This is a genomic window from Cellulomonas sp. Root137, assembly GCF_001426725.1.
In the GTDB taxonomy this organism is placed as follows: domain Bacteria; phylum Actinomycetota; class Actinomycetes; order Actinomycetales; family Cellulomonadaceae; genus Cellulomonas.
Genome location: NZ_LMFG01000001.1, coordinates 442,294 through 454,675, shown reverse-complemented (window position 1 = coordinate 454,675; position 12,382 = coordinate 442,294). Strand labels below are relative to the sequence as shown.

Annotated in this window: 13 protein-coding genes and 1 pseudogene; 7 read left to right on the top strand and 7 right to left on the bottom strand. The window is 74.1% G+C overall.

Annotation, left to right across the window (positions count from 1 at the left end; genetic code table 11):
- Positions 1–38: 38 nt before the first annotated feature.
- Positions 39–1,112 (bottom strand): phosphotransferase, encoded by a 1,074-nt coding sequence (locus tag ASD18_RS02145; RefSeq protein ID WP_056086034.1) that lies wholly within the window; start codon positions 1,110–1,112, stop codon positions 39–41.
- 75 nt (positions 1,113–1,187) lie between these two features.
- On the opposite strand from ASD18_RS02145, the gene ASD18_RS02140 reads away from it, so the two are divergent.
- Positions 1,188–1,694, top strand: a complete 507-nt coding sequence (locus ASD18_RS02140) for an aminoacyl-tRNA deacylase (RefSeq protein WP_056086031.1) — start codon at positions 1,188–1,190, stop codon at positions 1,692–1,694.
- Here ASD18_RS02140 and ASD18_RS02135 read toward each other — a convergent pair.
- The gene (locus tag ASD18_RS02135; protein WP_056086028.1) at positions 1,684–2,076 is read right to left on the bottom strand and encodes a PPOX class F420-dependent oxidoreductase; all 393 of its coding nucleotides are present in this window, start codon (positions 2,074–2,076) and stop codon (positions 1,684–1,686) included. The two genes, ASD18_RS02140 and ASD18_RS02135, sit on opposite strands and share 11 nt — an antisense overlap.
- Before the next feature lie 119 nt (positions 2,077–2,195).
- On the opposite strand from ASD18_RS02135, the gene ASD18_RS02130 reads away from it, so the two are divergent.
- Genes ASD18_RS02130 through ASD18_RS02120 form a run of 3 tightly spaced genes read left to right on the top strand, consistent with a single transcriptional unit; the run spans position 2,196 to position 6,831 of the window.
- Entirely contained in the window at positions 2,196–2,555 is a 360-nt protein-coding gene (locus ASD18_RS02130) for an STAS domain-containing protein (protein WP_235522226.1), read from the top strand.
- A 56-nt stretch (positions 2,556–2,611) separates the two neighbouring features.
- Positions 2,612–3,775 (top strand): exonuclease SbcCD subunit D, encoded by a 1,164-nt coding sequence (locus ASD18_RS02125; protein WP_056086023.1) that lies wholly within the window; start codon positions 2,612–2,614, stop codon positions 3,773–3,775.
- Positions 3,775–6,831, top strand: a complete 3,057-nt coding sequence (locus ASD18_RS02120) for an AAA family ATPase (RefSeq protein WP_056086020.1) — start codon at positions 3,775–3,777, stop codon at positions 6,829–6,831. The genes ASD18_RS02125 and ASD18_RS02120 overlap by 1 nt, the downstream gene beginning before the upstream one ends.
- A gap of 20 nt (positions 6,832–6,851) precedes the next feature.
- On the opposite strand, the gene ASD18_RS02115 is transcribed toward ASD18_RS02120, so the two are convergent.
- Together ASD18_RS02115 and ASD18_RS02110 are read right to left on the bottom strand one after the other, a co-directional pair.
- Entirely contained in the window at positions 6,852–7,268 is a 417-nt protein-coding gene (locus ASD18_RS02115) for a hypothetical protein (RefSeq protein WP_056086017.1), read from the bottom strand.
- 103 nt (positions 7,269–7,371) lie between these two features.
- Positions 7,372–8,733, bottom strand: coding sequence for a multidrug effflux MFS transporter (locus tag ASD18_RS02110; protein ID WP_156387853.1), 1,362 nt, complete (start codon positions 8,731–8,733; stop codon positions 7,372–7,374).
- A 540-nt stretch (positions 8,734–9,273) separates the two neighbouring features.
- Between ASD18_RS02110 and ASD18_RS02105 the strand changes: the two are divergent.
- The 3 genes and pseudogenes from ASD18_RS02105 to ASD18_RS02095 all read left to right on the top strand — a co-directional run.
- Positions 9,274–9,603, top strand: a pseudogene (locus ASD18_RS02105) (HNH endonuclease family protein); the annotation flags it as partial.
- Positions 9,604–9,642: 39 nt separating this feature from the next.
- Complete coding sequence (locus ASD18_RS02100) at positions 9,643–10,344, top strand: DUF2993 domain-containing protein (protein WP_056086015.1); 702 nt, start codon at positions 9,643–9,645, stop codon at positions 10,342–10,344.
- A 51-nt stretch (positions 10,345–10,395) separates the two neighbouring features.
- Positions 10,396–11,121 carry a M50 family metallopeptidase gene (locus ASD18_RS02095; protein WP_056086012.1) on the top strand — a complete coding sequence of 242 codons (726 nt, stop codon included), beginning with the start codon at positions 10,396–10,398 and terminating at the stop codon, positions 11,119–11,121.
- On the opposite strand, the gene ASD18_RS02090 is transcribed toward ASD18_RS02095, so the two are convergent.
- From ASD18_RS02090 to ASD18_RS02080, 3 genes are read right to left on the bottom strand one after another with little or no spacing between them, the layout of a single operon-like run.
- Positions 11,118–11,699, bottom strand: a complete 582-nt coding sequence (locus ASD18_RS02090; RefSeq protein WP_200938429.1) for a GNAT family N-acetyltransferase — start codon at positions 11,697–11,699, stop codon at positions 11,118–11,120. The two genes, ASD18_RS02095 and ASD18_RS02090, sit on opposite strands and share 4 nt — an antisense overlap.
- Positions 11,660–11,908: a hypothetical protein gene (locus tag ASD18_RS02085; RefSeq protein WP_056086010.1), complete on the bottom strand. Its 249-nt coding sequence runs from the start codon at positions 11,906–11,908 to the stop codon at positions 11,660–11,662. The genes ASD18_RS02090 and ASD18_RS02085 overlap by 40 nt, the downstream gene beginning before the upstream one ends.
- On the bottom strand, positions 11,905–12,351 hold the full coding sequence (locus ASD18_RS02080) for a MarR family winged helix-turn-helix transcriptional regulator (RefSeq protein WP_056086007.1): 447 nt from the start codon (positions 12,349–12,351) through the stop codon (positions 11,905–11,907). The genes ASD18_RS02085 and ASD18_RS02080 overlap by 4 nt, the downstream gene beginning before the upstream one ends.
- Positions 12,352–12,382 lie beyond the last annotated feature (31 nt).

Sequence of the window (12,382 nt, the reverse complement as noted above, 5' to 3'; positions counted from 1 at the left end):
CGGTCCAGTCTCCCAGGTGAAGGGCGCGGACCGCTCGTTCATTCGTCGCGGGCGAACGCGCGGTAGGGCCCGACGGGCGCGGCGGACTCCCCCCACTCCTCATCGGCCCACGCTGCCGCGGCCCCCAGCAGGCCGGCCACACCCGGCAGGGACGTGTGCAGCCGGACCGCGCCCCAGCGCCAGCGCGTGGTGAGCAGCTGCCGGTAGGACGGCGACGGGACACCGGGCGGACCGACGCGCGGGCGGTCCTCGTCGGCCCCGTCGATCAGCCAGCCCGTCATGGCGAGGATCCACGCCGCGCAGGCGCGGTCGACGGCCAGCGTCCACCCCGGCTCACGGACCACGTCGGGGAGGTGAGGCGCGAGGGCGGTGGTGAACCGGCCGAGCAGGCGGTCGGTGAAGCCGGGCGGCGGATCGAACACGCACCAGCAGGTGGAGAAGGGCATCGCGGCATAGGCGGCGTCGTAGGCGACGTGGTGCACGGTCGCACCCTCGAGGTCGAGGAAGCGCCAGCCGTCGGGCGTGCGGATCGCGTTGTCGGGGCAGGTGTCGGTGGGCGAGACGACGTCCGTGGCCGGGTCGCGGTGGTCCAGGGTCGCGATCGCGTCGAGCTCCGCGCCGACCGCGGGGTCGGCGGGCAGGCCGAGCACGTCGGCGAGCAGCCTCCGCACCCCGACCCGCGCCGCGGCGGAGGGCTCGTCGGCGGCGAGCTCGCCGAGGGCTGCGGCGAACGCAGGCGTTCCGGCCCGGGAGCGGCCGAGTGCGTCGCCGAGCGCCTCGACCCAGCTGAGCGCGCCGTCCCACGCACTCGCGGAGTCGTCGCCGAGCAGGAGGTCGGCAAGCGTCGGGCCGGCGCCCAGGTCGCTCATGACGACCAGACCGCGGTCGCGGTCGACCGCGAGCAGCTCGGGGGTGTGGTCGAGTGCCGTCAGCCCCGCAACCTCCCGGAGGAACGACGACGACGTCCCGTCCGGGTACTTCTTGACCACCACGGTGCTTCCCGGCACATGAGCCCGCAGCACGACGGACCGGTCGGAGCCGGCGAGCGGCTGCGGGTCGGTGACCGGGACGCCGAGGGCAGCGCTCACGAGCCGGAGGATGTCGTCGGTCATGCAGGCCCTCTCATCGTCGGGCGCCCAGCATGTCGCAGCCCGGTGCCGTCGACGAGCCCGTCCTACAGTGACCGCATGAGCGATGCAGCCGCTGCACCGACCGAGGGGGAGCGCCGCGCGCTCTCCGGCCTCGAGGCCTCAGGCATCACGTTCGAGGTCACCCGCCACGGTCCCGTGAGCTCGCTGGCGGAGGCGGCCGCGGCCCGGGGCGTCGACCCGGCCGGCATCGTCAAGACGATCGTCGTGCGCCGCGGCGACGACGACTTCCTCTTCGTGCTCGTCCCGGGCGACCGGACCATCTCGTGGCCCAAGCTCCGCGCCCTGCTCGGCGTGACCCGGCTGTCGATGCCCGACGCGGAGACCGCCAGGGACGTCACCGGCTATGTGCGCGGCACGATCACGCCGTTCGGGTCGCTCGTCGCGTGGCCCGTCGTCGCGGACTCCCGCGTGCCCACCCGGACCGTGTCGATCGGGGGCGGGGCGCACGGGGTGGCGGCGAACGTGGACGGGGCTCACCTCGTGCGCGCGCTCGACGCGACGGTCGCGGACGTGACCGATCCCGAGGCGCCCGCTACTTCGTGACGAAGGTGGTCGGCCGGACCGTGAGGATCACGCGCCGGGCGGCGTCGGTGATCTCGTAGTCCTGGCCGTACCGCTTCTGCAGCGACTTGTAGAAGCTGGCGACCTCGTCGTCCTTGACCGTGGACTCGACCGTGCCGCGCACCTCGAGCGAGCGGTAGGGGTTCTCCGGGTCGTGGATCGAGATCGCGACGCGGGGCTCGTGCTGGAGGTTCTTGAACTTCTGCCGCGTGGACGTGTGCGTGAACCGGAGCACCTCGCCGTCCCAGACGAACCACATGACGCTGCTGTGCGGGGAGCCGTCGGGCGCGACCGTGGCGAGGTGCGCGAACAGGGGGCGCTCCAGCAGGTCGGCGTGGCTGGGCGGGAGCTCGTGGGAGGCCATTCCTCGAGGCTAACCGGGAACCCCGGGCGGTCCATGTCCGTTTCTCCCCTCGGATGGCGCGTTCCCGCTGGACCGGTAGCGTCGTCCCGCCGGAAAGGAGTTCCGGTGCCGCGTCGGGCATGAACCGAGGAGCAATGGACCTGATCGAGCACGCGGCCGCGGCCGGCACCATCCGGGTCGAGGCGCAGGATGCTCGGACCGTCATCGTCCTGGTCGGAGAGATCGACGCGGCGCTGCGCGACGAGGCCAGCGCCTGCATGGGCCTCGCACTCGTGGCCGGCGACCCGGTCGTCATCGACTCCACCCAGGCGACCTTCATCGACTCCTCCGGCATCGCGTTCGTGCTGCAGCTGCACCTCGCCGCCTCGGAGGCCGGGATCCCGGTCACCCTCCTCGACCCGCACCGCGTGCTGCGGGACGTCCTCGACATGGTCGGGCTGTCCGGCGAGCTCCCCGCGGAGCCTGTGACGCGCGTCTGACGCAACACCCCGGCAGGGTCGGCGGGCGTGTCGGTGGGCTGGTCTACGTTCGCGGCATGCGGTTGTTGCACACGTCGGACTGGCACCTGGGCCGGACGCTGCACGGGGTCGATCTGCTCGACCACCAGGCGGCGTACCTGGAGCACCTGGTCGACGTCGTGCGCGCCGAGCAGGTGGATGCCGTGGTGGTGGCGGGAGACGTGTACGACCGTGCGATCCCGCCGGTGGAGGCCGTGACGCTCCTGTCCGAGACGCTCGCGCGGCTGGCCGAGCACACCACGGTCGTCGTGACGTCCGGCAACCACGACTCGGCCACGCGGCTGGGCTTCGGGTCGGCGCTCATGCGGGACCGGGTCCGCCTGCGGACGCGGGTCGCCGGGCTGGCGGAGCCGGTGGTGCTTCCCGACGACGGCGGCGACGTGCTCGTGTACGGCATCCCGTACCTCGACCCCGACTTCGCCCGCGACGAGCTGGCCGACGGTCCTGAGCCGCTGGCTCGGTCGCACGAGGCGGTGGCGTCGGCGGCGATGCGTCGGATCCGTGCCGACCTCGCGTCGCGGCCCGGCCCGACACGACCGCGGTCCGTGGTGGCCGCGCACGCGTTCGTGATCGGCGGGGCGCCGACGGAGTCCGAGCGGGACATCCGTGTCGGCGGCGTGGACCAGGTGCCGGCCGGGGTGTTCGCGGGTGCGGACTATGTCGCCCTGGGGCACCTGCACGGCCCCCAGCAGCTGACCGGCGTGGACGGGACGGTCCTGCGGTACAGCGGCTCGCCCCTCGCGTACTCGTTCTCCGAGCAGCACCACGCCAAGTCGTCCGTGCTGGTGGACCTGTCCGGCGGCTCCGTCCGCACGTCGCTGGTCGACGCGCCGGTGCCACGCCGACTGGCGGACGTGACCGGCACGCTCGAGGACCTGCTCGGCGCCGCGGGCGAGCCGCACACGGACGCCTGGACGCGAGTGACGGTCACCGACGCGCACCGCCCCGACGACCTCTACCGACGGATCAAGCAGCGGTTCCCGCACGCACTGGTCGTCCAGCACCGGGCCGCGGAGACCGCCGGTGTCGCCCGCGCGACCGTCGTCACCGCGGCGCACGACCCGCTGGTCGTGGCCGCCGACTTCCTCACGCACGTCACCGGCCACGGGCCGACCCCCGCCGAGGCCGCGGTGCTGCGTCGCGCCTACGAGGACGTCACCGCGATGGAGCGGAGCGCCTGATGCACCTGCGCTCCCTCACGCTCCAGGCGATCGGGCCGTTCGCCGGCCGGCACACCGTCGACTTCGACGCGCTCGGCCAGGCCGGGCTGTTCCTGCTCGAGGGGCCGACAGGCTCGGGCAAGTCGACGCTCATCGACGCCATCGTGTTCGCCCTGTACGGGAAGGTCGCGTCGAGCGAGGCGTCGGAGGAGCGGCTGCGCTCGGCGTACGCGGCCGACGACGTCGAGAGCGTGGTCGACCTGGTGTTCGAGGTGCCTGCGGGGGTCTACCGCGTGCGGCGGACCCCGGCGTACCAGCGCGCCAAGCGGCGCGGCTCGGGCACCACCACGGCGAACGCGACGGTGAAGGCCTGGCGGCTGCCGGCCGGGGTCGACCTCGACCTGGCGACGCTCGACGCGGTGGGTGTCCCGCTGGGGAACCGGCTCGACGAGATCGGTGCCGAGATCCAGAAGGCGGTCGGCCTCGACCGGACCCAGTTCGTGCAGACGATCGTGCTGCCGCAGGGCGAGTTCGCGCACTTCCTGCGCGCCAAGCCGGAGGAGCGGCGCGGCCTGCTGCAGAAGATCTTCGGCACCGAGGTGTACGACCGGCTCGCGCAGCGGCTGGCCGAGATGCGCCGGGAGGGGGACCGGGCGTGTGCGACCGCCCGCGCGGCGCTGGTGTCCGCCTCGTCGCAGCTGGTCGGCGCGGCTCGACTGACCAGCGACGACGCCGCCGAGGTCCGCGTCGCGATCGATGCGGCGGTGCTGCGCAGCGAGGGCCTGGTCGCCGGCGTGGAGGCGGCCGTCGCCGCACGGACCGATGGGCTGCTGCGGGTGGCGGAGACCGCCCGCGAGGCGGCGACCACCGCGGACGAGGTGCGCCGGCAGGCACGGGCGCTGCTCGACCAGGTGACGGCCACGGATGCACTGCTCACTCGCCGCTCTGCGCTGCGCACGGAGCGTGCGGCCCTCGACGCCGCCGCGGACGTGAACGCCGAGGCAGTCCTGCGGCTGACGGCCGCTCGCTCGGCCCAGGCCGTCCGACCGCTGCTGGTCGGGCTCGAGCGTGCGGAGACCGCCCTGGACGGAGCCCGCAAGGCGCTCCGGGCCGCGCTGGACGCCGCGCCCGACGACATCGCGATACCCCCGACGGGCACCGCGCTGCGCGCGCACGTGCAGGCGACGGGCCGGGTGGCCGTCGAGGAGGCTGCCGCTCTCGCGCGGCTCGTGGACGTCGAGGCGGGTCTGGAGGCTCGGCGGCGCGCGGTCCGGGACGCCCGGCATGCGATCGACGACCTGGTCGCGGCGATCGCCGCGGACGACGCGTGGCTCGCGGTGCGGCCTGCCGCGCGCGCCACCCTGCTCACCGAGCTGGAGGCGGCTCGTACGCGCGCCGCACTGCGGGGGGACCACGAGGCCGCGCTCGCGTCGGCCACCGAGCTGGTCGTCGCCCACCGGGAGCTGGCGGCGACGGAGACGTCGCTGGCGGCCGCGGTCGCGGTCCGTGCGGCATGCGCGGCCGTGGCGACGGCGGCGCTGGACACCGAGCGTGACCTGCGGGCCGCACGCATCAGGGGCCTGGCGGGCGAGATCGCCGCGGGGCTCGACGACGGCGACCCGTGCCCCGTGTGCGGGTCGGCGGACCACCCCGCGAAGGCCGTGCTCGACGCGGACCACGTGTCCGCCAAGCAGGTCGATCGCGCGGAGGCGGACAGGGCGAGGGCGGAGGCCGGTCTCCGCGAGGCTGCGGAGCGGTGCAGCGCGCTCGCCGAGCGGGTGGAATCCCTGCGCGCTCGCGTCGGGCAGGTCACCGCGGAGGAGGCCGAGCAGCGGACGGCGGTGGCGCGCGCCGCGCTGGACGACGCCCGGACGGCCGAGGCCGAGGTGGCCCGCAACGTTGCGGCCCTCGAGGGGTTCGACGCGCAGACGCACGACCGCGAGGCCGAACGCGCCGCGGCCGTCGCTCGCCTGACGGGGGACCGGTCGGTCCTCGAGGTCACGGTGCTGGACCTCGACACGTCCGAGGCGGAGGTCGTCGCCGGACGCGACGACCACCCGACCGTCGCGGCGCGGCACGCGGAGCTGCTCGAACGGTCGGCGGCGTCCGCCGGGGTCCTGGAGGCACTGGCCGAGGAGGAGACCGCGCAGGACGAGCGCGACCGCCGCCGCGACGAGCTGGTGCAGGGCCTGACCGAGCACGGTTTCGACTCCGCCGGCTCCGCCCGGGCAGCGGCCGTCGCCGCCGAGGTGCTCGCCGAGCTGGACCGGATCGTCACCGCGTACGCGTCCGCGCTGGACCGCGTGGCGGCTGGTCTGGCCGAGCCCGCGATCGCGGAGCTGGCGGAGGACCTGGTGGTGGACGTCGACGGCACGCGCTCCGCCGAGGCGCTCGCCCGGACGCGCGCCGAGGAGGCCGCGGGGGAGGCCCGGGTGGCCGCCGAGCGCGCCGCGGCCGCGACCGCTGCGGCCGACGAGGTGCTGGCGGCGGCGGAGGCGCTCGCGCGCGAGGTCGAGGCCGCCGGTCCCGTGTCCCGGCTGGCCGACCTGACCGGTGGGGGCGGGGGCGACAACGCGCGCAGCCTCTCGCTGGCCACGTTCGTGCTCGTGCGCCGCTTCGAGGACGTGGTCGCGGCCGCGAACGAGCGGCTGCTGCTCATGTCCGACGGTCGCTACGAGCTGGTCCGCAGCGACGAGAAGGAAGACGTGCGCGCGCGCAACACCGGTCTGGCCATGCGGGTGGTCGACCACGTCACCGGGCAACCGCGCGACCCGCGCACCCTGTCCGGCGGCGAGACGTTCTACGTGTCGCTCTGCCTGGCGCTCGGCATGGCGGACGTCGTCACCGCCGAGGCCGGCGGCATGGACCTGGGCACGCTGTTCGTCGACGAGGGCTTCGGCTCGCTCGACCCGCACACGCTCGACGCGGTGCTCGCCGAGCTCGGCCGCCTGCGCGCGGGTGGTCGGGTGGTGGGGGTCGTGTCCCACGTCGAGGCTCTGAAGCAGTCGATCGCCGACCGCATCGAGATCCGCCCGACCGCCGAGGGTCCGAGCACCCTGCTGGTGCGTGCGGGCTGACACCGCTCAGCGGCAACGGCTCACCAGGCCCAGCCGCGGGAGGCGAGCTCGACCTCCTCGCGGAACCGCTCTGCCGGGTCACCCTTGGCCGCCGGCTGGACCTCGACGCCCGCCAGCTGGCACGCCTCCATCAAGAGCTGGTCGTAGGCCAGCTGCGACGCGATGATGCGCTCGGCACGAGCGAACGTGTGCGGATCGAGCTCCAGCGAGCGCACATGGTCGGCGACCACCCCCAGCCGCTCCTGCACGCGCAGCGTCATGAACGGGTCGTACGTCGGGGGCCGAGGCGGGCGCAGACGCGCAGCGAGCCGCTCCAGCCGGGTGGCCAGGAACGTGCGCCATCGCGGCGGCTCGTCGGGCGACGGGAAGAGCTGCCAGATCGCCCCGAAGACGAGCGCCGGAAGGAAGAAGACTGCGGCGAGAATCACCCAGCTCATCGTGCGTCCTTCATCGTGCGCGTACGTCCAGGCTAGGTCGCCGATGTGACCTGCGCCACACCTTTGCGCAGGTGCGAGGTTGCGATGTGGTGACGCTGTCGGCTCAGCCGGGGAAGCGCACCGCGTCCGGCTCGGCCGCGGCGGCGAGCGCGCGGGCCTTCGTCGCGGACAGGTGGTCGCGCTCGGCGCCGCGGACGCTCGCCACGGAGGCCAGCTCGGCCTCCGTGAGCCCCGCAGCCGCGACGACACCTTCTGCCTCCTCGACCGGACCGCGCGCCCAGGACCGTCGCACGGCGACGAGCAGCACGGCCGCCACCACGATGACCCCGGCCATCACGGCGCCCATCGTCACGGCGGTCGGCTCCCCGCCGAGGCTCGTCAGCGGGGCGATGACCGCGCCGAGCCCGAACTGCAGAGCACCGAGCAGCGCCGCGGCCGATCCGGCACGGTGCGGGTTCGACGCCAGCGCGATCGCCGGCGCCGAGGGCAGGACGAAGCCCGCGGTACCGAGGGTGAGCACGAGCAGGACGGTGACGGGCCAGAACGGAGCGCCGAGGAGCGTCGCCGCGAAGAGCGAGAGGCTGAGCACCAGGCCGGCCGCCACGGCCCCGGACAGGATCTGCTCCGGACGGAACCGCCCGACGAGCGCGCCGTTCACCTGCGACCCGGCCGTGATCGCGACCGCACCGGCTGCGAAGACCCACCCGAACTCCTGCGGCGAGAGGCCGTAGCCGTCCTGGAACACGAAGGTCGATGACGCGACGTAGGTGAACATGGCCGACAGGTAGAACGCGGACATGAGCGCGAGCCCGAGGAACGGCAGGTCGGTCAGCAGGTCGCGGTACGTCCGCAGCGCGGCCCCGGTGCCACCGGTGCGGCGCAGCTCGGAGGGCAGCGACTCGCGGAGCGTGAACCAGGCCGTGACCAGCAGGATCGCGCCGGTCGCGGCGAGGAACACGAAGATCAGCCGCCAGGTCCCGAACAGCAGCAGCTGCGCGCCGATGGTGGGCGCGAGGATCGGGGCGACGCCGACGACGAGCATCAGGCGCGCCATCACCTTCGACACCGCGAGGCCCTCGAACCGGTCGCGGACGATCGCCAGCGACAGGACCATCCCGGCGGCGGCGGTGAAGCCCTGCACGAACCGGAGCGCGGTGAACGCGGTGATGTTCTCCACGAGGGTGAGGCCGACGGACGTCAGCACGTACACGCTGAGCGCGCCGAGCAGGGGCCGGCGACGACCGAACGCGTCGGAGATCGACCCGAACAGCAGCTGACCCAGGGCGAGCCCGGCGAGCGAGGCAGCGATGGTCAGCTGGACGGCCGCGGCCGGGGCGTTCAGGTCGTCGGCGATCTGCGGGAACGCGGCGAGGTAGGTGTCGAAGGTGAGGGGGCCGATCGCGGTGAGCGCCGACAGCAGAAGGACGAAGCCGACGCTCACGCGCGTCGCGGGGATCCGGGCCATGACAGACCCAAGGTTGCGGACCGCAATCATCTTCCCGCTGTGTCCAGTCCGTGGGACACGTCTCCCGTCGAACGTGACCTCGGTCCGTCACGGTCCACCGCGAGGGTGCCGATACTCAGAGGGTGACGGGGCCGATGGGGGAGGCATGGTGGGACGACCCTCCCCTTCCCGATCCCGCGCCTGAGGAGCTACCGACCAGGCCGTGGTGGGGGCCGGCACGGATCCTCGGCATCGCCGGGTTGCTCGTCGTGGCACTGGTGGGTCTGCAGCGGGCCTGGTCAGACGCCGTCATCCTCGCCAGCTTGTACCTCGGAGCCACTGCGCTCTACGCACTCGTGCGCCGACGCTCGTGGCTGGGCGGACGGATGAGCCGGGGGGCGTCGGCATCCCTGCTCGTCGGCTCGTTCGTCAGTCTCGTCGCCGCTGCAGCGGTCGCCTCACCGCCGGCACAGCCCGCCCGGCCCGCGTCGGCACCGACCACGCAGAGCACGGCGCCGCGCACCACCGCTGCGACGCCCACCCCCGCGCCGACCGCGAGCGCGAGCCCAGGGCACGTCCTCGGCGGTGCAGATCGACCACGTCGTCGCGCTGTCGGACTCGTGGCAGAAGGGTGCCCAGCAGTGGGACGCCCCCACGCGTGAGGCGTTCGCCAACGACCCGCTGAACCTCCTGGCCGTGGACGGTCCGCTGAACCAGCAGAAGGGCGACGGGGACACGGCGACGTGGTTGCCGCCCCACAAGGCGTACCGGTGCGCGTACGTGGCGCCGCAGGTCGGCGTGAAGGACGCGTACGGGCTGTGGGTGACGCAGGCGGAGCAGGACGCGATGGTCCGGGTGCTCTCGACGTGCCCGACGGAGCCGCTCCCATCCTGACCGGCGCGCGGCCGCCGGTGCCCCTAGCGTGAGCCCGTGAGCGGACGCGGTGTGGCCGGGGGGATCGTCGTGGTCGTCGTGCTTGCCGCCGGCGTGCTGGTGGCGGACCGGGTGACGCACTCGACCGCGGAGCGGCGGGTGGCCGAGGCGATCGAGCAGAACCTCGACGTCGTCGGCACCCCTACGGTCGACATCGGCGGGTTCCCGTTCCTCACGCAGCTTCTGGCCGGCTCGGTGGACGAGGTCACGGGCGCGGTCGACGGGGTCACGCTCGAGGGCATCGACGCCACGGACGTGACGATCGACGCGCAGGACGTGACCACCTCCGAGCCGTACACGCTGGGCACCGCGACGATCGCCGCGACGCTGCCGACGGCGTCGATCGAGCAGATCGTCGCCGACCGGTCGCAGCTCGACATCGCGGTCGCGGTCGACGGCCAGGCGCTGACGGCCTCGGGCACGGTGCTCGGCCTGGAGCTGGCGTCGAACCTGGTGCCGCGGGTCGAGGACGGGCGGCTGCTGGTGACCGTCGAGAACGTGCAGATCGCCGGCCTGACCGTCTCGGTGGACGACCTGCCGCGGGCGATCGGCAGCCGCCTGACCGACATCGAGATCCCCGTCAGCGGACTGCCCGAGGGGCTGGTCCTCTCCGATGCGACCGTCGTCGCCGACGGCGTGCGCATCACCGCGAACGGCACGGACGTCGTCCTGCCCACCGAGGCGCCCCCCGCTGGGTAGGGTCCGTCCTGCCCGCCCGGCTGGGTGGTCGACGACGGACGAAGGACCCCCGTGGACTGGCTCGGCGACGCCTGGCAGGACATCACGACGCCCCAACCGGTGCCGTCGAGCACCGTGGTGCTCCTCACTGCGGCGGGGGTGCTGCTCGTCCTGCTCGTGCCGACCGCGTGGCACGTGGCCCGGCACGGGCTGACGATCGTGCACGAGGCGGCCCACGCGGGCGTCGCGGTGCTCGTCGGCCGCCGCCTCTCGGGCATCCGGGTGCACTCCGACACCTCCGGCCTGACGGTGTCGGTGGGCAAGCCGCGGGGTCCGGGCATGGTGGCGACGGTCGCCGCGGGGTACCTCGGCCCGGCGGTGCTCGGCGTCGGCGCGGCCTGGCTGCTGTCTCGCGGGTACGCGGTCGCGCTGCTGTGGATCCTGCTCGTGGTGCTGGTCCTCGTGCTGGTGCAGATCCGCAACTGGTACGGCCTGTGGTCCGTGCTGGTCACCGGCGCGCTGCTGGTCGGCGTGACGGTGTGGGGCTCGGCGACCGTGCAGAGCGTCGCCGCGTACGCGATGACCTGGTTCCTGCTGCTGGGTGCGCCGCGCGCGGTGCTGGAGATGCAGTCGGAGCGCCGGCGAGCGCGTCGCCGCGGGGTGGCCGACACCTCCGACGCGGGCCTGCTGGGCCGGCTGACGCACACCCCCGGCGCCCTGTGGGTGGGCATCCTGCTGCTCGTGTGCCTGGCCGCCCTCGCGCTCGGTGCCGTCTGGCTGATCGGGCTGCAGCTCTAGAGCAGGAGGCGCATGACCGGGCGTTCGGGGGAGCGGCGAGCCACCTCCACGAACCCCGCGGCGGCGAACGTCGTCGCGTAGCCCGTGCTCGTCGCGCTGGGGGAGACCGCGCCGTCGAGCGGGTAGGCCTCCACCGCGGGCGCGCCGGCCGCGCGCGCGAGGTCGACGGCCCCGGTGACGAGGTCCGCCATCACCCCGGCGCGGCGGTGCCCTTTGCGGACGTAGAAGCAGGTGATCGCCCAGACGGGCGCCGCGTCGACCCGGCGGAGCCGCCACTGCCGGTCGATCGCCGGGACGTCCCCGCGCGGGGTGATCTGGCACCAGCCGACGGCCACGCCCTCCCGGAACGCGAGCACGCCCGGCGGGGGTCCTGCGGCGACGACGTCGTGCAGACCGGCGCGGTTCTGTTCGGCGGTCCGGCGCCGGTACTCGGGTCCGATCCGCCACGCCATGCACCAGCACCGGGCCGCGGGGCCGCCGTGGTCCAGCAGCTCCGCCAGCGCCGGCCAGCGGTCCGGCGTCAGGGGGACGACGTCGGTCACGCCGTGCGCCCGGCGACGCGGGGGTGGTCCTTCCACGCGGGCATCGTCGCCATGTACGCGAGCGTCTCGGTCTCCAGCTGCTCGCGGGGCGCGGTCGGGTGCTGCCGCGACTGCCAGCCGACCATCCGCTCGAAGCGCTCGTCGAACGCCTGCAGGTTCCCGTCCGCGTCAGTGCAGTAGGCGCAGTACTGCCCGGACTCGATGGGCATGCCGCAGCTGTCGCAGTGCAGGTCGTGCGTCGTCATGGTCGTGCTCCTTCGTTGAGGGCGTGCAGGGTGCCGACGAGGGCCACGCGGTCCTCGGCGGACAGGGTCGCGGCCGCGCGCGCGATCAGCTCGGTGGACAGGACCTGGCGCTCGCGGTCCAGGGCGTCGAACCCGGCCGGAGTCAGCCAGACGAGCGTGCGGCGCCGGTCGTGGGGGTCGGGCTCGCGCGCCAGCAGGTCCTTGGACTCGAGCTGGGTGACGATGTCGCTCATCACGGACTGCGCGCGGTCGAGGTGCTTGGCCGCCTCGCCGACGGTCAGCGGTCCGGCGTGCGCGAGGTGCAGCAGGACCGCCCGCGATGCCCCGGACATCTGCGACCGCTTGCCGTCGCGACGGTGGAACCGCAGGTAGGTCTGCTGGAACGCCTCCTCGAACGCGCGGGCGAAGGCCTGCGGGTCGTCGGTGGGCTCGGGCGTGGTCATGGGCGCCACGCTGCTCCGGACACGATTCATC